Origin of the sequence: Psychrobacter sp. YGAH215 (assembly GCF_007280595.1) — a bacterium.
In the GTDB taxonomy this organism is placed as follows: Bacteria; Pseudomonadota; Gammaproteobacteria; order Pseudomonadales; family Moraxellaceae; genus Psychrobacter; species Psychrobacter faecalis.
The window spans coordinates 42457-68480 of the sequence record NZ_VKLR01000004.1 but is presented as its reverse complement, the minus strand read 5'-3'; the positions used below and the strand labels follow the sequence as shown (position 1 = coordinate 68480).

18 protein-coding genes and 1 pseudogene are annotated in these 26024 nt (G+C 44.8%); 5 read left to right on the top strand and 14 right to left on the bottom strand.

The genetic code is table 11. The features are described from left to right. Nucleotides 1-84: 84 nt before the first annotated feature. The 3 genes from FOR85_RS02075 to FOR85_RS02065 all read right to left on the bottom strand — a co-directional run bounded on the left by FOR85_RS02075 (nt 85) and on the right by FOR85_RS02065 (nt 2973). Nucleotides 85-1311, bottom strand: coding sequence for an IscS subfamily cysteine desulfurase (locus tag FOR85_RS02075; protein WP_068404481.1), 1227 nt, complete (start codon nt 1309-1311; stop codon nt 85-87). Next, nucleotides 1308-1835, bottom strand: a complete 528-nt coding sequence (locus FOR85_RS02070; RefSeq protein WP_144296502.1) for an Rrf2 family transcriptional regulator — start codon at nt 1833-1835, stop codon at nt 1308-1310. Before FOR85_RS02070 ends, FOR85_RS02075 begins: the two co-directional genes overlap by 4 nt. Nucleotides 1836-2325: 490 nt before the next feature. Continuing rightward, nucleotides 2326-2973, bottom strand: a complete 648-nt coding sequence (locus FOR85_RS02065; RefSeq protein WP_068404477.1) for a hypothetical protein — start codon at nt 2971-2973, stop codon at nt 2326-2328. Nucleotides 2974-3573: 600 nt separating this feature from the next. On the opposite strand from FOR85_RS02065, the gene FOR85_RS02060 reads away from it, so the two are divergent. Together FOR85_RS02060 and FOR85_RS02055 are read left to right on the top strand one after the other, a co-directional pair. Then, on the top strand, nt 3574-3885 hold the full coding sequence (locus FOR85_RS02060; RefSeq protein WP_223808465.1) for an HU family DNA-binding protein: 312 nt from the start codon (nt 3574-3576) through the stop codon (nt 3883-3885). 463 nt (nt 3886-4348) lie between these two features. Then, a complete protein-coding gene (locus FOR85_RS02055; protein WP_144296501.1) occupies nt 4349-6223 on the top strand; it encodes a SurA N-terminal domain-containing protein in 1875 nt (624 codons plus the stop codon). 154 nt (nt 6224-6377) lie between these two features. Here the strand turns inward: FOR85_RS02055 and purH are convergent, their stop codons facing one another. From purH to mrcB, 6 genes are all read right to left on the bottom strand, one after another. Beyond that, nucleotides 6378-7958: a bifunctional phosphoribosylaminoimidazolecarboxamide formyltransferase/IMP cyclohydrolase gene (purH, locus tag FOR85_RS02050; protein ID WP_144296500.1), complete on the bottom strand. Its 1581-nt coding sequence runs from the start codon at nt 7956-7958 to the stop codon at nt 6378-6380. A gap of 199 nt (nt 7959-8157) precedes the next feature. Further along, complete coding sequence (gene fis / locus FOR85_RS02045; RefSeq protein WP_068404623.1) at nt 8158-8427, bottom strand: DNA-binding transcriptional regulator Fis; 270 nt, start codon at nt 8425-8427, stop codon at nt 8158-8160. Between the two features lie 322 nt (nt 8428-8749). Further along, on the bottom strand, nt 8750-10063 hold the full coding sequence (locus tag FOR85_RS02040) for a DUF3426 domain-containing protein (protein ID WP_144296499.1): 1314 nt from the start codon (nt 10061-10063) through the stop codon (nt 8750-8752). A gap of 180 nt (nt 10064-10243) precedes the next feature. Beyond that, on the bottom strand, nt 10244-11170 hold the full coding sequence (gene prmA / locus FOR85_RS02035) for a 50S ribosomal protein L11 methyltransferase (protein ID WP_144296498.1): 927 nt from the start codon (nt 11168-11170) through the stop codon (nt 10244-10246). Between the two features lie 164 nt (nt 11171-11334). Next, a complete protein-coding gene (locus FOR85_RS02030) occupies nt 11335-12159 on the bottom strand; it encodes a tetratricopeptide repeat protein (protein WP_144296497.1) in 825 nt (274 codons plus the stop codon). 30 nt (nt 12160-12189) lie between these two features. Next, nucleotides 12190-14688: a penicillin-binding protein 1B gene (mrcB, locus tag FOR85_RS02025; protein WP_144296496.1), complete on the bottom strand. Its 2499-nt coding sequence runs from the start codon at nt 14686-14688 to the stop codon at nt 12190-12192. 430 nt (nt 14689-15118) lie between these two features. Here mrcB and FOR85_RS02020 point away from each other — a divergent pair, with 430 nt between their 5' ends. After that, nucleotides 15119-17944, top strand: coding sequence for a heavy metal translocating P-type ATPase (locus FOR85_RS02020; protein ID WP_144296495.1), 2826 nt, complete (start codon nt 15119-15121; stop codon nt 17942-17944). Between the two features lie 117 nt (nt 17945-18061). Here the strand turns inward: FOR85_RS02020 and FOR85_RS02015 are convergent, their stop codons facing one another. Continuing rightward, nucleotides 18062-18784 carry a Bax inhibitor-1/YccA family protein gene (locus FOR85_RS02015; RefSeq protein WP_011280732.1) on the bottom strand — a complete coding sequence of 241 codons (723 nt, stop codon included), beginning with the start codon at nt 18782-18784 and terminating at the stop codon, nt 18062-18064. A gap of 309 nt (nt 18785-19093) precedes the next feature. Here FOR85_RS02015 and FOR85_RS02010 point away from each other — a divergent pair, with 309 nt between their 5' ends. Then, nucleotides 19094-20095, top strand: a complete 1002-nt coding sequence (locus FOR85_RS02010) for an NAD(+) kinase (protein WP_068404461.1) — start codon at nt 19094-19096, stop codon at nt 20093-20095. A 62-nt stretch (nt 20096-20157) separates the two neighbouring features. Continuing rightward, nucleotides 20158-20469, top strand: a complete 312-nt coding sequence (locus tag FOR85_RS02005; RefSeq protein WP_068404460.1) for a YeaC family protein — start codon at nt 20158-20160, stop codon at nt 20467-20469. A gap of 157 nt (nt 20470-20626) precedes the next feature. Here FOR85_RS02005 and FOR85_RS02000 read toward each other — a convergent pair whose 3' ends face one another. The 4 genes and pseudogenes from FOR85_RS02000 to alaS all read right to left on the bottom strand — a co-directional run bounded on the left by FOR85_RS02000 (nt 20627) and on the right by alaS (nt 25974). Then, nucleotides 20627-21001 carry a HopJ type III effector protein gene (locus FOR85_RS02000; RefSeq protein ID WP_144296494.1) on the bottom strand — a complete coding sequence of 125 codons (375 nt, stop codon included), beginning with the start codon at nt 20999-21001 and terminating at the stop codon, nt 20627-20629. 174 nt (nt 21002-21175) lie between these two features. Next, nucleotides 21176-21343, bottom strand: a pseudogene (gene csrA, locus FOR85_RS01995) (carbon storage regulator CsrA); the annotation flags it as partial. Between the two features lie 373 nt (nt 21344-21716). Beyond that, nucleotides 21717-23003: an aspartate kinase gene (locus FOR85_RS01990; protein ID WP_068404454.1), complete on the bottom strand. Its 1287-nt coding sequence runs from the start codon at nt 23001-23003 to the stop codon at nt 21717-21719. A gap of 298 nt (nt 23004-23301) precedes the next feature. After that, nucleotides 23302-25974, bottom strand: coding sequence for an alanine--tRNA ligase (alaS, locus tag FOR85_RS01985; RefSeq protein WP_144296493.1), 2673 nt, complete (start codon nt 25972-25974; stop codon nt 23302-23304). Nucleotides 25975-26024: the final 50 nt, after the last annotated feature.

Sequence of the window (26024 nt, the reverse complement as noted above, 5' to 3'; positions counted from 1 at the left end):
ATAATTGTCTGATGAATTATTTGGTTTAATGCTTATACCTGATAACCATTAAACCTTTTTACTATTAAAATTTATGGATAAATATTAATGCTCAGACCATTCTACCGAGTCTAAATCAACGCCTTCTTGGTACATATCCCAAAGTGGCGATAGCGCGCGTAATTTGTCTACCGCTTCATGCATCTGTTTTACCACGGTATCGATATCTTCTTCGGTGGTATAACGACCAAAGCTAAAGCGGATTGAACTATGTGCCAACTCATCTGGGCGACCGATGGCGCGCAATACATACGATGGCTCAAGCGTCGCTGAAGTACAGGCTGAACCTGATGAAACCGCCAAGTCTTTTAGCGACATCATCAGTGACTCGCCTTCAACAAAATTAAAGCTGATATTAATGATGTTAGGCACGCTGTTTTCTAAATCGCCGTTTAGGTAAATCTCTTCGATATCTTGTAGACCGTCCCACAGTTTTTGGCGCAGCTTTGCCACGTGAGCATGGTCTTCTTCATAACGCTCATTGGCCAATGCAAATGCCGCACCTAGCCCAACAATTTGGTGCGTCGGCAAGGTACCTGAACGCATACCGCGCTCGTGGCCACCGCCATGCTGCTCAGCTTTTAGGCGAATACGAGGTTTACGGCGAACAAATAGCGCACCGATACCTTTAGGGCCATAGGCTTTATGACCTGAGAAACTCATCAAGTCAATTTTCATCTCTTCAAGATTAACAGGTATTTTACCAACAGACTGCGCACCATCGACATGGAATACAACGCCCGCTTTGCGAGTAATCTCACCAATCGCGGCAACATCGGTAATGGTACCAAGCTCATTATTAACCATCATCAGCGAGACTAAAATCGTATCATCGCGTAATGCTTCTTGTACTTGCTCTGGCAAAATCAAGCCCGTACCAGCTTGTGGCTCAAGGTAAGTAATCTCAAAACCTTCTTGCTCAAGCTCACGGCAAGTATCTAAAACCGCTTTGTGCTCAATTTTACTGGTAATGATGTGCTTGCCGCGCGACTGATAAAAATGTGCCGCGCCTTTAATAGCTAAGTTATCTGATTCTGTTGCGCCCGAGGTAAAGACGATTTCGCGTGGATCCGCATGAATCACTTCAGCGACTTGCTGACGAGCCGTTTCTACCGCTTCTTCTGCTTGCCAGCCATAGCCATGTGAGCGTGATGCTGGGTTACCAAAGATGCCGTCTACCGTCAGATATTCGCTCATTTTAGCAGCGACTGACTTAGCAACTGGCGTCGTGGCGGCATAATCTAAGTATATAAGGTTGTTATGTTGGCTCATGCTGGGTTTGCCTCGCTGGTCGATAGAGTAATAGTGTTGATGTCTTTTGTGGACATATCTTTTGTAGCAATGTCGTCTGGAAACGTGAGGTGCTGACGGTCTGAGACTGACTGCACATGTTCCATGTCTAATAATTGCGCTAATGTTATATTTTTCAAGTATTGTTCGACATGATTTGATAAAGCACACCATAAATCATGCGTTAGGCACATTGTACCACTTTGACAATCACCGCGTCCGCCGCACTGCATCGCATCGACAGATTCATCGACGGCAGAAATGATGCTCATCACATCAATCTGATCAAGCGGCTTGGCTAAATGATAACCGCCTGCTGCACCGCGTATACTGGTGACCAAACCGCGCTTACGGAGCTTGGAAAATAACTGTTCAAGATAAGAGATAGATATCGATTGCCGCTTAGCAATGTCAGATAAAGAGACGGCGCTGTCTTGTTGGCTGGTTTGCAAAGCCAAATCAAGTAAAGCGGTCACGGCGTATCTGCCTCGAGTAGTCAAACGCATGTGTTATCTCCAATCCTTTTTATAAAAAGTTTATTTAACAACGAACTTAGTCTTGTCGTATTCCAAAAGTGCATGGTTATCAATAGGTTCTTTATAGATTTATAATCGACTTATTGCTAAAGGCTAGTTAGTAGCTAGCCGTACTTGCACTTCTATTTAGGAAAATCATCTATCGACTAAATGGTGTCTTGTCGCTATTAAACAGCAGATGGTTTACCCGATGTGTGCAACGATAGGGTAATTATACTCAATCCCGAGTAATTTAGTCAAGATTAAAGTGTGGTTGAATGGTGAGTGCGACTTATTCCTATCATTGATAAAAACAATGATAGGAAATATTAAGGCTTAAAAGAGAATAAATACGCGAACGCGCAGGATATGAATTACAGAAGGGATGCAAGAGCGCTTAACAAGCCTACATCCTATTAAACGCGATACAAGGTTAGAAAAATAACTTTAAAAACACGTTATCACTGCAGTTAGTAAGGCATTAGGTCATGATAAATAAAGCAATAATGGCAGCGATAGCGATAACCGCAAAAATAATTGCGGTAATGATAAAGGTCTTCTGCTTACTTTGTAGTTCTTTGACCGTGGTTTCAAGTTCACGGTTTTTAATGGTCAAGGTGTTGATTTGAGTTTGCTGCTCCTTAATACGCAGCTTATAACTCTCCTTTTTTTCTGCCATTTCGGCTTCGGTAGGTTTGGTCTTACCTTTGCCGCCCTTAATCTTTTTAATCAGCCCTTGAATCAGACTACCAAAACCAAGCTGCATAATAAACTGCTTCACCAGCTGTACTTGCACCGCCTCACCGCGCATTTGCAGCTTTTCAGTCGACTCAGTATCATGGGTGATGATGGCGTTAATCACCTGAACGCTATAAGCGTTGATAATAACGTCAGGCTCACTACGGCCGATAGGCAATCTATCGTCTAATAACACCCCTTTAGTAGTAAAGGTAGCGAAAACCTCTACATGAGGCAAGTATAACCTAAGCGCGACGACCGTCTCTTGCTTGGCGAGTGGATAAGCGGCTTTACGGAGTTCTGGGTCTAAACGTAACAGCAGGGTCAGCGCCGACTCGATAAACACCAATATGATATTAAGAAAAGAGTGAGACAACGTAGAACGCTTCATGTAAATAATCCGTTTTTATTGTTTAAGTTAAAGATAAAAGGACAAACAAATATCAAAATCAACCCAAAATGTACAATGCAATCGCGCTTATAGTAACGCCTTTAGTATAAAAAGTAACGCACGTTTCTGTCAGTTGGTCAGTCACTACCTTATAATTTGCTCATCTATAAAGACACCAAAATTTATGACTGGTAATGCATTAGTTGGGCTTGGCAGCCGTTTTTCGATCCAAGTTTATGCTTTAGTTTTTAATTTTGCTTGTTAGTATAAAAACTGAGTTTAAGCACCTGCGTCAAATTTGAGTATTTAGGTTATCAAGGCAAAACTCATAAGAGAGCCAATATAAAGATAGGTGCTTTGATGATAGGTGCTTTATTTCGTTAAATCCTATAAGCTAAAGTAGCGATTTAATAGAAAATTTGCAGCAGTTTTAAGTAACATTGAGTGTCAAATACGTAGTAGAGTGCACAAAAATATGTAAAATCGCTTGCGCTCCTTATGCTGCCTTGATATAAAGGCGTTAACAAAGCGAAACCTGTTTATGCGTGAGGCCAGTGGTTTTTATTGCTTAAGTACTCTGAGAGCGATACAATACTTGGCGTGAGCGTTTTTTACCCCCTAAAACTTGAAGGAAATTTTATGAATAAGTCAGAATTAATTGATAGCATCGCCGAAAAAAGTGGTCTAAATAAAACTCAAGCTGGCGAAGCTTTGAATGCAGTAATGGAAAGTGTTGGTGAAGCGCTAGAAGCTGGCGACAGCATCTCATTGGTTGGTTTTGGTACTTTTAGCGTAAAAGACCGTAAAGCGCGTACTGGCCGTAACCCTAAGACTGGTGAAGAACTTAGCATTCCAGCAAGCAAAGTACCAAGCTTTAAAGCCGGTAAAAACCTAAAAGAGCGTTTAAACTAAGCCGCTTTGTTTAAGCTGTACTCTTTTTAGCTATTCTATAATGAGATAATCAAATGCTCGTTGACGACGTGATACACGAATAAAAACAGCGTTGGTTGGCAGTAAAATAATAGATAGCAACTCATGATTTAACGATTCATTAAGTCATGAGCGAATGAGCAAAAAAGCACCTAGAGTTTAGGTGCTTTTTTTAGTGCTGAAATTTGTAGTATTTAGTGGCAATAGTCGCCTGAATATTTTGAGTATATATCAAAAATCACGTATCATAGGGCGCGCGATAGCGGTGTTGTATAAACAAGTATTTTTATTAAATCTTGTTATAAACTTCGTCAATCAGCCTTATTTTACAGCGATAAAATGCACACGTTCTTCTTCTTACCATTGCCTGCTTATACAGCGTTGATATTATTAATAGTATTACAATGGTCTTTCATCAATATAGGTTAATAAAGCAGAGATAACTATGGATAAATTGCGCGATTTCTTAAAAAGCTGGCCGGGTCGCATTTTATTGATTTTGTGCCTATCGCCGCTCGCTCTATTGGGTGTCGAAAGCTACTTTGGCGGCGGTGTCGATTCCAACCAAATCGCTCAAGTAGGTGACAAAAGCGTGGGACTGTCCGAGTATCAAACTGCTGTCAATAACCGACGTACTGAGCTTTTAGATCAAGTTGATGATGCCAGTTTGTTAAATGAAGATGTGCTGCACGAGCAAGTCCTAAAAGGACTGATTGATCGCACGTTACTAGAGCAGCAGGCCGGCAAGCTTGGCATGACGGTTTCTGATGACACCATCAATCGTTTACTGCGCCAAGAAGAAATCTTTAAAGATGCAGAGGGCAATTTTTCTAACGAGCAGTTTGCAAACTTTTTACGTCAGCGCAATATGACAAAAAACCAGCTGTTTGCTGAGTTTCGCAATCAGTTGAGCATAGATCAGCTCAATGCCAGCATCGTCGGTACCGCAGTTTATCCAATGCAAGCGGTCAGTCAGTTGATTGATTTGCAGCTAGAGTCGCGCAATATTTGGCTGCATCGTTTTAAATGGCAGGACTATGCTGAGCAAGTAAAGTTGAGCAAGGGTGATATTCAAGCCTATTATGATGCTAATAAAGACAAACTTAAAAGTGCGGCCATGGTCGACTTGGCTTACTTACAATTGACTCCGCAAGCGATTGAAGTTAATGAAGTCACCCAAGAAGATTTGCAGCAGCAATATGAAGCCTATAAGCAAAGTCTTGCTATCGTAGATGAGCGCAAAATCAGTCAAATCCTGCTAACGGGTAAAGATGCTAAGGCGCGAGCAGATAAAATTAAAGCCCGCCTTGCGAAAGGTGAATCATTTGCTAAAGTTGCGAAAGCCGAGTCAGATGATCCAACAGGCGAAACAGGCGGCGATATCGGACGTTTTAACCCAGCGGTATTTGGTAATGATGCACCAGCCGTGGAAGAAGCGCTTGCAGGCTTGAGCGTTGGTGATGTCAGTGCTCCTGTAAAGACCAGCTTTGGCTATCAGATATTTACCGTGACTGAGGACAATGGTAGCAAGATACCAAGTCTAGAGAGTATGCGTGCAGAGCTAACCGCTAAAGCGAAAGAATATAAACGCCAGGAAATGTATGCCGATAAAGTCACAGCGATTAATGACTTGGCAGCAGATGGCTTTAGTATTGAAGATATCGCTCAGCAAGAAAATGTGCCATTAAAACGAATTAAAGATTATCGTAAAGAAAACAACCAATCTGCTTTGGCGCAGCCGGCGGTGATTAAGCAAGCGTTTGATGAATTTACCATTCAAGACCAAGCGGTGACTGCGGGTATTGAGGTTGGTAATGGTACGGTATGGGTACAGCCAAGTAATTATCGTCCAACCAAGACGTTGTCTTTAACAGCGGCGACGCCAAGAATCACGCAGATATTGCGTCAACAAAAAGCAACGGCACTGGCATTAAAAGAAGCGAAGAAACTAGCGGCCACTATTAAAACGCCTGCTGATATTGCAAAACAGCCTGTTAAACTGCAAGCATTGGGCGAGATAAACCGTCAGACCACGCAATTGAGCGAAAAAGAGCGCGGCTTAGCCTTTAGTCAGCAAGCAGCAGCAAATGGCGTTGTGGCGGTAGCGAGTGAGACTGAAACGGGCGCGACGTTATTGGTCGGTGATCGCATCAAAACAGAGCAGCAATCGCCGCTATCTGATGCCCAAAGGGCACAAACTGCCGCCATTATTCGTGATAATTTGGGTCAAGATCAGCTGCAAGATTATCTAGATTATCTACGCATGGTCTATAAAGTTGAGATTAACGAAGCCAATATGGCCAATGCGCAAGGACGTTAAGCGATCTATAAGGCATTTGTTAAACCCTTTCTTTAACGAGTTTCATTAAGCCTTAAATATGAAAAAGCCACTATCAATAGTGGCTTTTTTTATGCGTTACAATTTTTATTTACTCTTAACGCTGTTGTCTTAATAGCATTATCTTAACCGCTGATTAATGGCGGAAGTGGCGCATACCAGTGAAGACCATGGCAATACCATGCTCATTGGCGGCAGCAATCGTTTCGTCATCACGCATAGAGCCGCCTGGTTGGATGATAGCAGCAATACCGACTTCAGCAGCGTTATCGATACCATCACGGAACGGGAAAAAGGCATCTGATGCCATTACCGCGCCTTCGGTAGCAAGACCGGCGTGCTCGGCTTTGATAGCGGCGATACGCGCTGAATTGACGCGGCTCATTTGACCCGCGCCGACACCGATAGTACGCTGACCTTTAGCGTAAACGATGGCGTTAGATTTGACATATTTAACAACGTTCCAGCTAAATAGTAAATCAGCAATCTGTGCTTCGGTTGGCTGGACGTCAGTAACGATTTTTAGATCATTGGCGGTAATCAAGCCCAAATCTTGCTCTTGCACCAACAAACCACCATTGACGCGTTTATAATCAAGCTGGCTGTCGCGCTGCTCAGGCGTTGGCAGCTCGCCACAGACTAAGACGCGGACGTTTTTCTTAGCAGCGGTCGCTTCCAAAACGCCATCTTCGATACTTGGGGCAATGATGACTTCGACAAATTGATTGTCAATAATGGCTTTGGCTGCAGCAAGCGTAAGCTCGCGGTTAAAGGCGATAATACCACCAAAAGATGACTCAGGGTCAGTACTAAAAGCGGTGCGGTAAGCGGCGACTTGATCGCTATCTACGGCCACACCGCAAGGATTGGCGTGTTTTACAATCACGCAAGCGGGCGCACTAAAGGCTTTAACACATTCAAGGGCGGCATCAGTATCAGCAATATTGTTATAAGAGAGCTCTTTACCTTGCAATTGCTGCGCGGTTGCAATAGAGGCTTGCTGGCTTTTTAGCGCATGGTTTTCGACATAAAAAACCGCTTTTTGATGCGGGTTTTCGCCGTAGCGCAGGTCTTGCACTTTTTCTAATTGGACGTTAAAGGTACGAGAAAAATTCTCTGCCTCTTGGTTTTCATTCACGCGGCTGCCCAAGAAATTGGCAATCATTCCGTCGTATTGCGCAGTATGTTCAAAGGCTTTGACCGCTAAATCGTAACGTAGGGCAGCGGTTAGAGTCGTTCCATCGCCTAAGGCGTCGAGTACGCGCGTATAATCAGCAGGGTCAGTCACAATACCGACGTGAGCGTGGTTTTTTGCGGCTGAGCGTACCATAGTAGGGCCGCCAATATCGATGTTTTCGATCGCGTCGTTCATGGTGACGTCGCTACGTGCAATCGTCTCTGCAAACGGATAAAGATTGACGACGACCAAATCAATGCGCTCAATAGCGTGCTCATTCATGACGCTGTCATCGGTACCGCGGCGTCCTAAAATACCGCCATGAATCTTTGGATGTAGCGTTTTAACGCGGCCGTCCATCATTTCAGGAAAACCGGTATAGTCTGAAACTTCAGTGACGGCGACGTTGTTTTCTGCCAGCAAGCGGTAAGTACCGCCAGTCGATAATAAACCAAAACCAGCTTTAAGCAAGCCTTGGGCGAATTCTACGATATTTGACTTATCGGAAACCGATAGTAGGGCAAGGGGAGTTGTACTCATAAGAAAATTTCCATAAAAAAAGCCTGACGTAAACGTCTGGCAAGGTAATAATGGCAAGCAGTGCAGAGCATATCGGGTTTGATAAGATCATAAACTATAAACGTGCCATACAATTGAATGTCGGTTAGCAGGGCTAATAAGGGCGGTGAGTGTAGTATTTGGTCGTCGTAAATAACAGCGACTGGCATAAAGCCATAGATTACATTAAGCCATAAGTTTTGAGCTTTTTGCGTAGCGTACCGCGATTGAGACCTAAGATTTGCGCACACTTGGTCTGATTGCCGCGGCACTTTTCGAGCACGACTGACAATAGTGGCTGCTCTATCTCTTTTAAAATAAGCTCATATAAGTCGGTTGGCATCTCATCATCGAGCATCGCAAAATACTGCCGCACCACGCGCTCTACATGCACACGTAACGGTTGGTGCGCATGAAGGCTATTGTCTAAGGAAGCTTCTACCTTATGGATAGAGCGATGATAGCCGTCTTTATAATCAGCAGAGCTCTCAATATCCTGGTCAAAATGAGTGGCATTATACGGTGCATGTGGTGGCATAAGATAATGTCCTTAAGCGTAAGCGTAAACCATAAGGCGTTTAAGCGCTATTATAACAAAGTCAACGCCTATCAGAACAATAGATTGGGTATTACCCTATTATTACTGTAGGCTTGACGCTATTGATTGTCATTTATGATGACAGATTTAAAACATTTAGGACAAATTTGATAAAAGAGCAAAACTTTTGAATAAATTTTATTGCTTATAAATGGCAGTTTTACCAAGCCGAATGTTAATAAATAGGCTCAGCGTTTACTTTGTCGATTTGAGCATTGGCAACTGGGATGGTAAATAACAGCTGCTTGCGACTTGTGGCGCCCAATTGGCTCTGTGTACTGAGTAGATAATCTTGCGGTGCTGCAATAAATTCGCCGATAAGTGCATCAGTACCATAAATACTGACTTTCACATGCGGCAGGAGTTGTGCTTGGGTGCTTTGGTTGTTTAAAGTGATGCTGATATCACTAAAGGTGTTGGCAGTCTTGATGTGGCTAGGTCGATGAGTGATATCGCTTGTACTCAAAGCCGCTAGATTGGCGCTAGGTAAGCTACAAGCGGCGATGGCACATACTTTTTGCAAGCGCTCAGCATGGGCAGGAATTTTCACCAAGTTATCTAAATTAAAAATGACATACTGCGCAAAAAGTAGCAGCGCTAATACTAAACATCCAAGTGTCCAGAGTAATGAAGCAAGCGAGCGCTTAGCAGGTGTTGGTGAAAACTTGACTTGTGCTTGCTGCCTTTTAAGGCGTGCGGCCTGCGTGTTGTCTTCGTCTTTGATAGAAACGCCCATGCTTGCGAGCAGCGCTGATAAATCTGTGTCTTTTCTTGGACTATGGCCGTCTTCGTTTTCATTTTGTTCTTTGAGCAATTTTTCAAGCCAAGACTCATCGCTATTATCATCGATACTGGCATGGATGTCATTAGCTGCCGCTGAGCTAAGGGCTACTTGGGCAGCTGATGCTGGCTCTTTTATAAGAGCGTTTGCTAAAGAGGGTTTTTCTATGGAACTAACAGAGGCGTGAGCGTTTTTATCTAGCTTTGTCGCTGGACTTTTCGGCGGCTTGTCACTATTGTTTGTAGTTGAGGTAGGGGTGCTATCTGCTGCTTGCGTTAGCCAAGCGTCCATACTGTCGAGCGAACCGTATTCTAAATCTTCCTCTTCAAAATCTGCAATATCCATATCATCGTGAATCAACTGATCATCTATCAAATCTTCTTCAGCCATATCATCATGGATAAGAATATCTGCATCTTCTGGTTCAGAGGTGACGTTTGGCTTGGTTGTGGCTTTTGCTTCTGGCGTAACGGTAGACGTTTGCTCAATAGAAGTATTGGCGGTAGTGGATGCATCAGATTGAGGTTCATACACTATAGCGTCAGCAGTCGGCTCTGTATCATTCGTGACAATAAGGTTGTTATTGACCAAAAAACTGTGTTGACAATGTTCACAGCAAACATTGGCTGTTTTTTGGTTTAACTGTGTTTTTTTAATATTAAAAATAGCATGACAATGAGGGCACTGGGTTTTGATTGGCGTAGTCATAAGGTCGAATCCAAAAAGGTATCAGTATTAATACCGCATAATCACTTACCAATCGCTACCAGTTTTTTATGTCGTTTTTTATATAGTAATCATCATAATTTTCAGGCAACGATAGAGCAGCGTTAAATACACAACATTATTTAACTGCTCCTCTATCGTAACAGATGTAATTAAATGTTGCTACCCTGTAAATGTACCAGATAAACGCTGCCAATGTTGATCTTCTTGCGCGGTAAAAGCATGCTTAGGATCGAGCGCAAAGTAAGGCTGATATGCTTCGCTGACTTGCTCAGTTTGCGATTCAATCAAACCTGCTAACACGATACGGCTTTTAGGTGCCATCAAGGTTGCAAAATAAGGTGCTAAACCAATAAGTGGCTTGGCTAAAATATTGGCAACCATGATTTCTACAGGTTTCATATCGTTTTGTTGCCAGTAATTATTGAAGTCTTCTGGCAAAAATGCTTGCAGGCGGTCATCAACGTGATTGCGCGCCGCATTTTGATTGGTTGCAAGTACGGCTTGTGGGTCAATGTCCACCGCATAAACTTGACGCGCGCCCAATAACAGCGCCGCAATCCCTAAAATACCAGAGCCGCAGCCATAATCGATCACAACTTTATCGGTCAGGTCTTGCTCGGTCAGCCAATCAAGACAGAGGCGAGTAGTGGCATGGTAGCCAGTACCAAAAGCCAAACCGGGATCCATAATAATATTGGTAGCCGCAGGGTTCGGCGGTGTTAGCCAATTAGGCACAATCCATAAGTTATTGGCGCACTCGATTGGCTTATAATTGGACATCCATTCGCGCTCCCAATCCTTATCATCGACAGCGCTGACCCACGTTCGGCTGGCTTGTACTTGCGCACCAATTTCATGGCTTAATTGCTCAAGTAATTGACGATTGCCAGCATCTGTATTGGCGTCAAACAAGCCTGTGAGTATGACCTCATCCCATAACGGTGATTCACCGGGAAGGGGTTCAAATAAAGGCTGATCGCCTGCGTCATCTAAAGCGATTGATAGCGCACCAGCTTCTAATAACAGTGCCTCAGCGAGATCGACATTGTCTTTTTCACATTGTAAATGCAGTTGTTGCCATGCCATAAAGGTAACCTTAGTTTAAAATAAAAGTGAAGAATTAAAGGAGTAAAAGAAAACAGTCATTAAACCCAATAAAAAACTGGATAAAAAAATTAACGACTAAATCTATAAGCCTATTTTAGCGCTTATAGATTCAGTCGTCATGGTAAATACGAGAGTGTGTGCTATTAGCGCAGCGCCTGTCTGGCCTCATTTATCACGCGAGCGTTACCCTGTGCTTGTCCTGATTGCAAGATGATTTGCCAAAGGTTGCGGCGGCGAGTGCTGTCTTGAGCGACGGTCAATCCTCGGCGTGCCATCGCTTCAGCCTTACGCGGTTGGTTCTTTTTAAGAGCGACTTGCGCCAAATAAAAATAGACGGCTGATGATTTGGGCGCGAGGCGCTGCGCACGCGTAAAGCTGCTCTCAGCGGCATTGAGATTGCCTGATTTTAATTGCTCTGTACCTGTTTGCATGAGGTTCCTAAAGGCTGGCAAGTTGCTGTTATTGGCGGTGCTTTGCTGACTGCGCTGCTGTGAGTTTTGCCGCGCCCGCTCCAATAGCTCATTATGCGAAGGAATCGATGGTTCGGATAGGATGTAATCTTCACGAGAAGGCGTAAGGATGATGGTATCTTGGCTATCAGGCTGTGTGATGATTGGACTTTGTGTTGCTGGCGTATAGACCTGTTCTGTTTCGGATGACTGCATTGGCGAAGTCGGTTGTGTAGGCACTGTATTAGGCACGGTAGAGTACTTATTATCATCGCCTTTAACAATGGGTGCTTGGGTTACCGTTACTGGCTGTTTTGCTGTAGGCTGCTGTTTTTGAGCTACTGACGTTTGCGCAGGAGACGTTTTTATTGCTATCGGTGCCGTTTGGCAAGCACTTAAACTTAATGCGCTAATAAGGGCGCTAGTAGCAAGAATCGTATTAATCAGCTTAGTTTGCCCTTTAGAAGGAGCAGTACTAGCCTGCTTAGCGGTGACAGTTTGCTGTATCAATAAAGCCATGTTAAAACCCTTTTTTAAGTCTTAAAAACCCTAGAACCATTCAACGGCGCGGTCGTACCAAGTATCGGCACGATTGCTCGACCCGCCCTCTTGCTCAGCATTATCAGCATCGCCATCGTTGTTATCCGTATCAACGGCTTCGCCATTAGGAATATCCAAACCTTCACGGCGGCGCTGCTGATTGATAGAGCCTTGCTCATTTTGCCATTGTATCTGCTCGCGGGCACGCTCTTGCTGATATAAGCTAATAGCACAACTGCTGGCTTCTTCGGGTAGATACGCTGACATCACGGGCAGATAGCGCGCATCAGCACAGCGTTCATTAGACAACTTGCCAGAGTTGTTCTCAAGCCATAACCACTCAATTCCTTCGGGCTCTGGCAGCGCAACAGGGGTCAGTTTGAGACGATTCATATAATCGACCCAAACTGGCAAAGCGCCACTACCACCGCTTAGACCGATGGGTTTATTGTCATCACGGCCGACCCAAACCACGCTAACATAATTGCCACTGTAGCCCGCAAACCAAGCATCACGGTAGTCGTTGGTCGTACCCGTTTTACCCGCAAGGTTTAAGTTGCTGCCAAGCGATTGTATGCGTTTGGCCGTGCCATTTTTAACCACGTCTTGCAAGGCATAGTTAATCAAAAAGTTGGTCTCAGGCGGAATACTACGCTGGGTATTTAAACCGGTACGCTGCAAAATATGTCCGCGATCATCAATAACACTACGAATACTATGAATAGGCGTGCGGAAACCACCGGTAGCAAATACTTGGTAAACGCCCAGCATATCCATTGGGCTAAGATTGACCGAGCCTAATAAAGCCGAAGGATAAGGCGGTATTTTCTCTTTTACGCCCATGCGCTGTAGCTGTTTGGCAAAGGTGTTAACGCCAAACTCCATACCCAAACGTACCGCGCTGTGATTATACGATTGCGACAAAGCGGTGGTAAATGGCACGTAACCATGGTCACGATTGTCATAGTTCTTTGGATTCCACTCAGTACCGTCACTCAAATTGACCGTAATCGGTGAATCATCGACCGAGCTTGCCAAATTATAGCGCCCGCTTTCAAGCGCCGTCATATAGATAATTGGCTTTAATAACGAGCCAACTTGACGCTTGGCATCGACAGCACGGTTAAAACCGGTAAATTCACTGCCACTACCGACCACTGCCACCAGCTCGCCGGTTTCAGGATTGGCACTGACCAATGCGCCTTGTAAGTCTTTGGTCTTGCTACCGCGACGACGTAGCTCACCAAGTTTTCTTTCAACCGCTTTGTCCGCTGCCAATTGGGCAATAGGATCTAAGGTACTGATGATAATCAGACCTTCGTTTTTTAGATCATCAGAATAATAGACTTTGTTCAATTCACGCTTGACGATATCTAAAAAATCAGGGAACTGGCTTTTGCCTTCGACGGGTTTGTCCGCCACATCGAGTGGTTTTTCTATCGCTTTTTCGTACTCTTCTTGGCTAATTTTACCGACCGCCAGCATATTATTCAGTACGGTATTACGGCGCGCTGTCGAATCGTTTGGATGACGGCGCGGATTATAAACGCTCGGGCCTTTTGCCATACCAACGAGCAGCGCCTGTTGGTCTAAACGCAGCTCTTTGAGGGGTTTATCAAAATAAAATTGTGAGGCAAGGCCAAAGCCATTGATAGAGCGATTGCCGTTTTGACCCAAGTAAATCTCGTTTAGATAGGTTTGCAGAATCTCATCTTTACTATAATGCAGCTCAAGTAACACCGCCATCAATGCTTCATTGGCTTTACGTTTCATCGTCCGATCGGAGTTCAGATAAAAGTTTTTAATCAGCTGCTGAGTGATGGTCGAGCCGCCCTGTCTAGGGCCACCGGTAAAGTTGTTTAATACCGCACGCGCGATACCGCGTATCGAGACGCCTTTGTGCTCATAAAACCCGCGGTCCTCGGTGGCGATAAGCGCGTCAATCAGCGGCTGCGGTACTTGATCGAGCGTCACCACCATGCGATCTTCGTTACTGTCTGGATAAATACCGCCGATGTTTACTGGCTCCAGACGAATAATGCCAGTTTTGGCAGGCTGGGTACTTTGTACCGACTCAATCTTATTGCCAGCAAAGGTCATTTTGATGACTTGCTCTTTATCGACGTCGTTGGCGCTATACGTAAAGCCGCGCGTGTGGATAAAGTAGGTATTGCCAGATTTATGGTAGGTACCGGTGCGATCATAAGCCTTGTTGCTTTGATAATTGAGCAGCTTAAGCCAAGTTTTCATGGTGTCTGTATCGACATTGGCACCCTGATACAGCTCTAGGGGCTGCGAGTAAACCTTAGCAGGAATGTCCCAGCGCTTGCCCTCAAACTTGTGGGTAATGGTGCGATCAAGTTTGACCAAATATAGCGCCAATAGCACCATAGCTGCGATAATGACGATTAATAAAATACCACTAAACACCACGCCGCGCTGCTGTGAGGGTAGCGTATTGATAGCAGGCTTAGACGACTGTGGTCGCTTAGAATTAGACTTTTGCACTGATGACACACCATTTTGGGATAAAAAACTGCCTCATAATGACGCAAATTGACAAATTTTTCAATCTATCATCATCAACGCCCGCATTCATTAAGCAGGCGTTAGACTTTCGTAGTAGGTGTTTTAGAGGTATTAATGTTTTGGGATAAAGGGCTAGGCTGCTTACGCCGCGCGCTTGTAGTATAATGTTTATATTAATAATTAGGTTGATACCAACAGTTTTATCGACCCCTTTTATTAATCGTTTTTACCGATTTTTTTGGTCTCATTTATGCCAATAACGTTGTGCCAATATCTATGTAAAGTAGCTGTGTTAAAGGCAGATAATTCAATCGCTTTTTTACATAGGGGTTGACTCTCGTTAATCAGAGCAAGTCTATTAAAAGCCGGTCGGCTGCAAGTAAACTTGTCGAAAGGAAATAGCGCGATTATGTCTAGTATTCCCTCATCTATGCCAGCAAATAACAACCGCCACTATCAAGACCACTCGATTACTGAGGGTCTGGTGTTGCCGCTTGCCGGTCATTGTTTTCATTGCGGTGATCCGGTGCCAGAGCCGCCTTTTCATACCGATATTTTAGGTCAGTCTCGCGAGATGTGCTGTATGGGCTGTCAGTTAGCGTCGCAAAGTATTGTCGAGGCAGGGCTTGAGCAATATTATCTTGACCGCTCGGAGATTAACCGTACGGCAAGTTTACCAACCCAGCTGACGCGCCTTGAAGCTTATGATCACGATGAAATAAAATCACAATTTGTCTATGCGCAAGATGGCATGTCGGTAGCAGAACTATCGGTCAATAATCTGCGCTGTGCTGCCTGTACGTGGCTGATTGAGTCGCGGCTAGATGAGTTAGATGGCATCAGCCAATGTCAGGTGAATTTAACCAATCAACGTATGCGGGTGATTTGGGACGAAGATAAGCTACCGATTAGTCGTATTTTGGGCGTTATCAATGAGATTGGCTACGAAGCCAAGCCTTATCGTCAAGATACCCATGAAGCCATGCTGGCACGTCATAACAGTCAGATGCTATTGCGGCTTGGTATCGCGGCGCTCGGCTCGATGCAGGCGATGATGTATGCGGTGGCGATTTATTTTGGTGAATATAGCGACATGCTGATATTTCAGCGTGATTTTCTACGTTGGGTGTCGCTATTTGTCAGTACGCCGGTGTTCTTTTATGCCGGTGTGCCGTTTTTTACCTCAGCATGGTCAGCGATTCGTGCCCGCCAAGTCAATATGGATGTACCGGTTAGTATCGCCTTAGTAGTGACCTTCTTTGCCAGCCTTTATGCCACTATCACAGGGCAAGGGGAAACGTACTTTGATTCGGTCAGTATGTTTATTTTCTTCTTATTGGCTGGGCGTTATATTGAGCATAATGCACGCTTAAAAGCCGCCACTATGGCCAATGACTTGGTGGTGGTCGAGCCCGTCTTGGTACAAAAAATTGCCGAAGATAAAGACGCGGCGGCGCGTATCTTGCAGCTCATAGAGCAAAATACGCTTAATAATACTGCCCTTGATAATGACGCTCTTTCTGATAATAATGCTGAACAGGTGCTTAACTCAAATAATAATTTAGCGACAAATGGCACAACCACTACCGCAAAAACGATGCCCAACTTTAAGCAAAGCATGGATGCCAATATTCAGCAATTGACGTCACGTATCGCTCAAGACTGGCAGCAGGTAAATCATAAACCATCAAATATAGCGCAGACAGAAGCCGTGCCAGAAAAAAGGCAGATGGTGACCGCTCACAGTTTGCAAGTGGGCGATATTATTATGGTGGAAGCCGGCTCTGAGATTATCAGCGATGGTATCTTGCTTAGCTCTACCGCGACCGTCTCGCAAAGCCTGCTAACTGGTGAGGGTGATTTAATCATCAAAACCCAAGGCGATTATATCGTTGGCGGCGCCCAAAACGACAGTCAGCCGTTTGAGATGTTAGTGACGGCATTGCCAGAAGACAGCCAGATAGGGTTGATTGATAGGCTGATGAATCGGGCGATGAGTGAGAAACCAAAACTCGCTCAGCAAGCGGATAAGCTGGCGCGTTGGTTTGTAGCGCGGATTTTAGTATTGTCAGCTTTGGTGTTCATTGGTTGGTATATCGTCGACCCAAGCCAAGCGATTTGGGCAACGGTGGCGGTATTGGTGGCGACCTGTCCGTGTGCGCTGTCTTTAGCGACACCGATTGCGCTGACGGTAGCAACCAATCGATTAGCAAGTTATGGTTTTTTAACCACACGAGGCCATACGCTGCAAACCCTTGCTGAGATTACCCATGTGGCGTTTGATAAAACAGGCACGCTCACTTATGGTAAGCCCAATTTATTAAATATCGAGCGATTGGCAACTAATGATACGACAGCTGCTAGCAATGAAGAAAAAGACAAGTTATTAGCGATTGCCGCCGCGCTAGAAGTGGGCAGCCGCCATCCGATTGCCCACGCTTTGCTCACCGCCGCTTATCAATTACATCTGCCAGCCACGCAAGCGCTGCAGTATTATCCTGCAGGCGGGGTAGAAGCGATGATTGATGGTGTCCTATATCGCATCGGTCATGTCGATTTTGCCTTAGATAGAACGGGCTATGCTGCTAATGTGGATAACAATTTAATCATTGATTTAGCCACTCATCGTGCCAGCTCGGCGGTGGTATTGTCTTGTCAAAATAGTCAGTCAAATGCATGGCAAGCGCTGGCAGGTTTTTACTTTAATGATAAGGTACGTGACAGTGCGCCGTCTATGCTCGCCGCACTCAAAAAATCAGGTATTGAGCCGGTCATGCTAACCGGTGACCCAAGTCCGCAAGCACTGGTAATGGCGGAAGAGTTAGGCATGAAAGCCGCTTATAACGGCCTGTCGCCAACCGATAAAGTCAATCATATTCAAGCGCTACAAGCAAAAGGCGCCGTCGTCCTTATGGTTGGTGACGGTATTAATGATGCGCCTGTTTTAGCAGCGGCAGATGTCTCAACCTCGATTGCGGGCGCAGCAGATTTGGCGCAAGTATCGAGTGACAGTATCATTCTAAATGGTCAAATCGAAGCTATCACGGCGGCGAAGCGTATCGCTGATAAGACCAAACGTATTATTAAGCAAAACTTACGTTGGGCGCTGATTTATAATAGTAGCGTCTTGATACCCGCAGCTTTAGGCTATGTGCCGCCTTGGCTTGCGGCGATTGGTATGTCGTTAAGCTCATTATTTGTGGTATTAAACGCACTGCGTCTAAAGCGTGCCTAATGTAAAGCAGCTTAAACTTATTTATATAAACCTTAAAAATTACCCACAAAAAACCGTCTTTATAAAGACGGTTTTTTGTGGGTAATTATTTTAAATAACGGCTAAACAGGGTTTAGTTTAGTCTTGTAGGTAGCTTAGTAAACGCATAAATTCGATATACATCCATACTAGCGTCGCAAGAATACCGATACTAAATAACCATTCGTAGTCTTCTGAGACGCCCATCGCCACACCGCGATCGATATTATCAAAGTCCAATAGCAGCGTAAAAGAAGCGATAACAATGACAAATAAGCTAAAGCCGATAGCGATAGCGCCACCTTCAAATAAGAAAGGTAAGCTCGAACCGAACGCTAAAGATAATACCCACTGCGCCACATAAACCAACATGATAGCAATCAATGCTGAGGTGACGATTGAGCGGAATTTCTCAGTGACTTTAACCAAACCTGAGCGATACAGCCCTAGCATGACCGCAGCGGTGACAAAGGTCGCACACATCGCAGTAACTGGCACGCTTGGGTACATGCGCATAAAGAATAGCGAGATACCACCTAAAAAGATACCTTCCAATAACGCATAAGGTACGGCAAAGGTTTTGGCTTTTTGCGGTTTAAAGGTGATAAAAATCGCCAGACCAAAGGCGGCAAACATACTACCAAAAGCGGCCATGGTGATAAAGCCTTGTGATAGGCCTGCCATCAATGCATAAAAGAAAAATCCAATACCCGTAATCGCCGATAGTCCAAGCAATAAACTGGTCTTTTGAATCACACCCTTTACCGTCATCGGCGCGCCGCCAACGGCAAGCTCTGCGCGACTGACAATAGGATTTGCCATAAAGTTGTCCTTTTTAAAATATAAATAACTAAGATACCAGCTACTTTAGCAAAACCGCCATTATTGTCAACTGTGTTTACGTGAGCGCATGCAAGGCATCACATGGCTATCGAGCCTTAATTAACTAGGGAATATCGACATATAAAGCGGTAATGAGTAGCAAAACAAATATGCCTAAAAGTGGCGTATGATAGAGGGTATATGGGGCCAATTACGACAGTTAACAACGAAACTTCATAAACATGCTAGTCTAAGCGCTGATTTCTCGTTATCATTGCACTGTATTTTATCGTTATGCCGAGTCGTTTTATGGAAAACTCAGCGCAGTCCGCCCGATTGCCGCACTTACATGAATCAGAGCTGTTTCATGCCATCAAAAACCCAGCGTTTAGGCGCATTGGTTTGATGGGCCGCGCCGGAAAACGCAGCGTGACCCAAAGTCTGGTACAGATTGCCAATACCATCAATGAGATGAATCTGACATTAATTATGGATGTGCAGACGGCCAATTTGCCTACTTTGAACCTCACTGAAATTGAAAAAGTTAAAATCGTCAAACGCAGCTTGATTGGTGAGATTTGCGATTTAGTCATCGTAGTAGGCGGCGATGGTTCGATATTGCATGCCGCCGAAGCATTGGCGCGCTATCGGGTGCCAGTTCTAGGAGTCAACCGTGGTCGTTTGGGGTTTTTGGCCGATGTGAAACCCAATGAAGCGGCCTTTAAACTACGCCAAGTATTGATGGGCGATTATCAATTAGATCACAGGTTTTTGCTGACCATGGAGATTCGTGAAGGGCGAAAAATCATTCATGAAGATATGGCGCTCAACGATGTAGTGCTGCATGCGGGTAAATCGGTGCACATGATTGATTTTCAGATGAAAATTGACGGGCACGATGTCTATCGTCAGCATAGCGATGGACTTATTGTGGCGACACCGACGGGTTCCACTGCTTATGCGCTCTCTGGCGGTGGTCCGATTATTCATCCGAGTATGGATGCCATTTGTTTGGTGCCGATGCATCCGCATACCTTGTCCAGTCGCCCGATTGTAGTGAGTGGCACCAGCGAGATTTGTATTCGTATTCATGAAGATAACCGCACCCAGCCACAAGTTAGCGCCGACGGCAAGCCGAGTATCGCGCTCGACCAAGAGCAGCGTCTGTATATTCGCAAACATCCTGATAAGCTGACCTTGCTTCATCCGCCAGGGTTTGATTTTTATGAAGCCTGCCGCACCAAATTACACTGGAACGTCCATGCCGAAGAATTCAGTATGGATATCGATGATGATATTATAGAAGAATGAATGCAGTGCTAGATTTCTCAAAACAGTACTGGATTATAAAATAGTCGTGGAGAGTAGGTACGATGGATAAACAAACGATATTAGCAAGTGTCACACCAGAAGTGGTAGAAAAGTTTCGCCAAGCCATTGAGCTGGGTAAATGGCCGGATGGTCGTAAGCTGACGCCTGAGCAGCGCGAAACTTGTATGCAAGCGGTGATGGTATGGGAGCATGAGCATCTGCCGCCAGCCGAGCGTACCGGTTATATTCATAAACCTGTGCGAGACGATGGCTCTGTCGTGGGCGCGGAATGTGATGTCGAGCACGAGCATCATTATCCCAACATGCCCAATCCTAAAGGGGCAGTACAACCTGTTAAATTTCATAATAAATAAGCAGCAGCTTTATCGCAGTTAATTGAGACAAGTAAGCGGCTAAGCAGCATTAAGTCAAAAGCACTAAATTGAAAGCAGTAAACAGAAAAAGCCACGCTAATTGTATAGCGTGGCTTTTTTAATACTTTTAAAATAGATAATTAGCAAAAATAGAAAACTACAGCGCGCTAGTATCAACACTTGGACGCGGCGTTAATGGATTTTTTTCCATCAAAAATCCTCGCCAGCCCCAATGTAAAAAATTGCGGATATTGGCATGGTCGGTACCCTTTGGCGTTGCTTGTACCTTGGTGTAATGCTCACCGAACAACTTTAGCGTGTCCAATTGATTTAGACCATGGTGCTTAGCAAAACCAAAAATCTTGGCGCTGCCTTCGTTTTCGCCCGCTGCATTGTGCAGCATACCATTAACAAAAGGCGCTGGCGCATAACGATAAAAATCATCAATAAAGCTGATGACATCATTGAATCCAATGGCTTTTTTATTCAAACCATTAAGTAGAGCCGATACATCTGATTGACGGATACTCATAAATACATGACCTCAGAGCAGATTAGAAAGCAAAAATAGGGTGCTTAATTTATGCCCAATAATTATTGATAGTTAGTTAACGAACAAGCGATCAACTTAGCGGTTAAAATAGTCTTCATCATCGAATGAAGGTGCAAAGCTGCCTTGCTCAAGATGTTGCATTTGCGATTGTACCGTGCGTTCATGCTGAATACGCTGATAAATCTCTTCACGGTGTACCGCTATATCTTTTGGCGCATTGACGCCGATTCGTACTTGATTGCCTTTAACGCCTAGGACAGTCACACTGACTTCATCGCCAATCATTAGCGTTTCGCCCACGCGGCGTGTCAAAATTAACATGCGTCACACTCCTTATGTCGCATCAACAGATTATTACTCATCAGATTGCGTCTCAATTACAGGACATTACTCTAGTACTAAATAGGCAGAGCAGTCATTATAAAAACTCTGCGTCACCTAGTACTCATAGCGGTAATGATAGATAAATTCATTTAGCCCAAATGAAAGCCCCATTATAGGGGGCATAACAGATACTGTCACGGATTTTCACAAAACTATTAGGTATATACTTACCTGAGCAATAGTAATAAAAGAAAATAGAGCCTAAAAAGACTCTATTTAATCGAAATTTTACTAAAAAATAATCGCTACTTAACCCATCATTATTAAACCAGAAGTATCTTACAGTGATTTAATATATAGCTTTTAAATATTATAACCCAGCGATTGTGCTGTCTCCGTCTTCGCGGTCAAGACCAAAGGCGGTATGCAATGATTTCACGGCTTTTTCTAAATGCTGCTCTTGAATAAGCACAGAGACTTTAATTTCACTGGTCGATATCATTTGGATATTGATGTTGTTTTCAGCCAAAGTCTGGAACATAAGGCTGGCAACACCTGCATGCGAGCGCATACCAACACCAACCAATGACACTTTTACCACTTCGTTGTTGGCCAATATTTCTTTGGCACCAATCTCATCTTTGACTTCGTTTTCTAGCACTTTCATGGTTTTATCCATGTCCGTACGGTTGACGGTAAAGGTAAAATCAGTGGTGCCATTGGTCGATAGGTTTTGCACGATCATATCGATTTCGATATTGGCGCGACCGATAGGGCTTAGGATGGCAGAGGCGATACCAGGATGATCGGGCACACCGCGCACGACTATTTTTGCTTCGTCGCGATTAAAAGCGATACCTGAGATGATTGCCTGTTCCATATTGTCTCCTTCGTCTATCGTAATTAGGGTGCCGACATTGTCTTGAAAGTCTTGGTCGAAGCTACCATCGTTGTTTTCATCAAAGCTGGATAATACGCGTAGAGGCACGCCGTATTTGCCAGCAAACTCTACTGAGCGAATCTGTAAAATCTTAGAGCCAAGGCTTGCCATTTCAAGCATTTCTTCAAAGGTAATCTTTTCAAGTTTTTTGGCTTTTGAGGTCACGCGTGGGTCAGTGGTATAAACGCCATCGACATCGGTATAGATTTGGCATTCATCAGCGCCCAAGGCTGCGGCAATGGCAACACCTGTGGTATCCGAGCCGCCGCGACCTAAGGTTGTGGCGTTACCTTCTTCATCGATACCTTGGAAACCTGCCACGATGACAATGTTGCCCGCATCTAGTTGCTCACGGATGTTTTTATCATCGATGCTTTCGATACGCGCTTTGGTGTGGGCACTATCGGTTTTAATGGCGACTTGGCGACCGGTGAATGAACGGGCGCCAATACCGAGCTCTTTAATCGCCATCGCCAGTAAAGAGATAGAAACCTGTTCGCCCGTTGAGACCATTTGGTCGTATTCGCGTGGATCAGGTTGGCTGCTGATTTGGCGTGCTAAATCAATCAAACGGTTGGTTTCACCGCTCATGGCAGACACAACTACGATCACTTGATGACCGTTGTCATGCCAACGTTTGACTCGTTTGGCGACATTTTTGATGCGGTCGATACTGCCCATCGAGGTGCCGCCGTATTTTTGTACTATTAACGCCATAAAAATCTACCTATTATTCACCAATGGCCATCTGTTACTTGTCGACATCAATCCATCATGGCGCGGTCTGCCATGACAGTGCAAGATTCATTTTAATAACGATAAAGCCGAATTATAAAAATTGCGCCCTTTATTTGCTCTGCTGTTTTACTGTTTATACTCATACACTTGATATGCTGACAGTCGTTAAGCGTGCTACTTTATACCACATTAGCCGTATAACTTTAAGTGCTAGCAAGAATTAGATATATGGCGATTGGTTATAACCGTTATAACCAATCCCCTATATTCCTACTATTTACGCCAGCTTTTCTGCAACCCAAGCGCTCAGTGCACTGATAACGGCATTGGTATTGGCAGATTTTGGCGCACCACCTTGGGCATAATCAGGCTTACCGCCGCCTTTACCACCAAGCTCGCTTGCCAAATGACGAATAATGTCGCCCGCTTTGACGCGATCGGTTAGCGATTTATCAACGCTTGCCGCCAGTGCCAGTTGCTCGTCTTTATCACCAATTAACACAATCACGCTGTACGGCAGTTTTGATTTTACATCGTCTATTAGGGTACGGATCGATTTGCCATCAACACCGCTTAAGGTGCTAATAAGTACCGATGTACCAGCGATTGTCTGCACGTCATCAAGCAAGTTTGCCGCTTGGGCGCTAGCAATTTTTTGCTCTAAGCGTTCTAGTTGTTTTTCCAAATCACGCTGCTTATCTGCCATGGTGCGCACACGCTGTGCAACTTCTGGACGTTTGACTTTTAGCTGAGCTGCAAGCTCGCTCAGTTGCTGCTCGCTTTGCTGCATGTTTTTAATGGCATTCATCCCAGTGACCGCTTCAATACGGCGAATACCCGCAGCAATACCTGATTCACTGGTGATTTTTAATACCCCAATATCGCCAGTACGCTGTACGTGAAGACCGCCACACAGCTCAATAGAAAACGGCTTACGCTGACCATCAACGATACTGTCGGTACCCATGGTCAAGACACGGACGTCATTACCATATTTTTCGCCGAATAACGCCATCGCACCTTGTTTCATCGCTTCATCGATAGACATATGCTCGATACGGGCAGGGGTGTTGGCTTGAATTTGCTCATTGACAAGACGTTCGATACGGCTGATTTCAGCAGCGCTAACCGGTTTGTCATAAGAAAAGTCAAAACGTAATACTTCGCTTGAGACTAATGAGCCTTTTTGTGTGACTGCATCGCCCAGTACTTCTCTTAATGCCGCATGCAATAAATGCGTCGCTGAGTGGTTTTTGGCACTCGCCGCACGAATGCTTGATAATACTTGTGCATCAGCCGTTTGCTGAGCGTTAATTTCGCCCATAGTGACCACACCATAATGGATAATGGCTTGGCCAGATTTTTTGGTATCTTGCACTTCAAAAACACCTGTCGCTGTGCGAATCTCACCCAGCTCGCCAACCTGACCACCGCCTTCAGCATAAAATGGGGTACGGTCAAGGACAATAACGCCTTCCATGCCTTCAGCCAAGCTCTCGGCTGGATTGCCGTCTTGATAAAGCGCATGAATGGTCACGCCATCTTCTTCAAGCTGTTCGTAGCCGACAAAGGTGGTTGGGTTGTCTACTTGAATGACACTACTATAATCAACGTCGAATTTGCCCGCATCACGCGCACGTTCACGCTGTGCTTGCATGTGCTCATCGAATTCTGCTTCATCAATCACAATACCGCGCTCACGGGTGATATCAGCGGTCAAATCAACGGGAAAACCATAAGTATCATAAAGTTTAAATGCTGCTTCGCCAGAGAGCGTATCACCGTCTTGTAAGCCTTCAAGCTCGCTGGCAAGCAAGCGTAACCCTTGTGCTAAGGTTTTGGCAAATTGGGCTTCTTCTTTTTGAATGGCGTTTTCAATCGCGCTTTGTTTGTCTTTTAGCTCGGGATAGGCGTCGCCCATCTCAGTAACCAAAGGCGCGACCATTTTATAAAAGAATTCACTGTCCGCGCCAAGTTTATTGCCATGACGTACGGCACGGCGAATGATACGGCGCAGTACATAACCACGCCCTTCGTTACTTGGGGTTACGCCATCAGCAATCAAAAAGGCCACGGCACGAATATGGTCGGCGATGACTTTTAATGAGGATTGTTGCTGGTTTTCAATACCTAAAATCTTAGCCGCCGCATCCATTAGATGGATAAATAAATCTATCTCATAGTTGCCATGGACGCCCTGCATGATGGCGCTAATACGCTCAAGCCCCATGCCAGTATCGACGCTCGGCGCAGGTAGCGGCAGCATGGTACCGTCTTTTTGACGGTTAAACTGCATAAAGACGCAGTTCCAAATCTCGATATAGCGGTCGCCGTCTTCTTCTGGTGTACCCGGCAATCCGCCTTCGATATCAGGGCCATGGTCATAAAAAACTTCGGTACAAGGACCGCAAGGACCGGTATCACCCATGGTCCAAAAGTTATCAGAGGCGTACGGTGCGCCTTTATTATCACCAATACGGATGATGCGCTCACTAGGCAAGCCAATGTCTTTATGCCAAATATCAAAGGCTTCATCATCAGTTTCATAAATGGTCACATACAAGCGATCTTTATCGATTGCCAACCATTCATCGGAAGTTAAAAATTCCCAAATATAAGCAATACCCGCTTGTTTAAAATAATCGCCAAACGAGAAGTTGCCGAGCATCTCAAAAAAAGTATGATGGCGCGCCGTATAACCGACATTATCCAAATCGTTGTGCTTACCGCCGGCACGGACGCATTTTTGTGAGCTCACCGCACGCGTATAGTCGCGCGGCTCCATACCCAAAAAGGTCTCTTTAAACTGATTCATACCGGCATTGGTAAATAGCAATGTCGGGTCATTGTAGGGAATCAAGCTCGATGAGGCGACGGGGGTGTGCTGCTTGCTTATAAAAAAATCGATAAAAGCTTGACGAATATCGGCTGTTTGATGTGGCTGGCTCACAGCGGCTCCTTACTGACGAATGGTTTTATTAAATAGAATAAGTAAAATAA

Excerpts from the sequence above, each read along its gene's own strand:
- FOR85_RS02075 (WP_068404481.1), bottom strand. The coding sequence starts at position 1,311 with ATGAGCCAACATAACAACCTTATATACTTAGATTATGCCGCCACGACG.
- FOR85_RS02070 (WP_144296502.1), bottom strand. The coding sequence starts at position 1,835 with ATGCGTTTGACTACTCGAGGCAGATACGCCGTGACCGCTTTACTTGAT.
- FOR85_RS02065 (WP_068404477.1), bottom strand. The coding sequence starts at position 2,973 with ATGAAGCGTTCTACGTTGTCTCACTCTTTTCTTAATATCATATTGGTG.
- FOR85_RS02055 (WP_144296501.1), top strand. The coding sequence starts at position 4,349 with ATGGATAAATTGCGCGATTTCTTAAAAAGCTGGCCGGGTCGCATTTTA.
- purH (WP_144296500.1), bottom strand. The coding sequence starts at position 7,958 with ATGAGTACAACTCCCCTTGCCCTACTATCGGTTTCCGATAAGTCAAAT.
- FOR85_RS02040 (WP_144296499.1), bottom strand. The coding sequence starts at position 10,063 with ATGACTACGCCAATCAAAACCCAGTGCCCTCATTGTCATGCTATTTTT.
- prmA (WP_144296498.1), bottom strand. The coding sequence starts at position 11,170 with ATGGCATGGCAACAACTGCATTTACAATGTGAAAAAGACAATGTCGAT.
- FOR85_RS02030 (WP_144296497.1), bottom strand. The coding sequence starts at position 12,159 with ATGGCTTTATTGATACAGCAAACTGTCACCGCTAAGCAGGCTAGTACT.
- FOR85_RS02020 (WP_144296495.1), top strand. The coding sequence starts at position 15,119 with ATGTCTAGTATTCCCTCATCTATGCCAGCAAATAACAACCGCCACTAT.
- FOR85_RS02015 (WP_011280732.1), bottom strand. The coding sequence starts at position 18,784 with ATGGCAAATCCTATTGTCAGTCGCGCAGAGCTTGCCGTTGGCGGCGCG.
- FOR85_RS02010 (WP_068404461.1), top strand. The coding sequence starts at position 19,094 with ATGGAAAACTCAGCGCAGTCCGCCCGATTGCCGCACTTACATGAATCA.
- FOR85_RS02005 (WP_068404460.1), top strand. The coding sequence starts at position 20,158 with ATGGATAAACAAACGATATTAGCAAGTGTCACACCAGAAGTGGTAGAA.
- FOR85_RS02000 (WP_144296494.1), bottom strand. The coding sequence starts at position 21,001 with ATGAGTATCCGTCAATCAGATGTATCGGCTCTACTTAATGGTTTGAAT.
- FOR85_RS01990 (WP_068404454.1), bottom strand. The coding sequence starts at position 23,003 with ATGGCGTTAATAGTACAAAAATACGGCGGCACCTCGATGGGCAGTATC.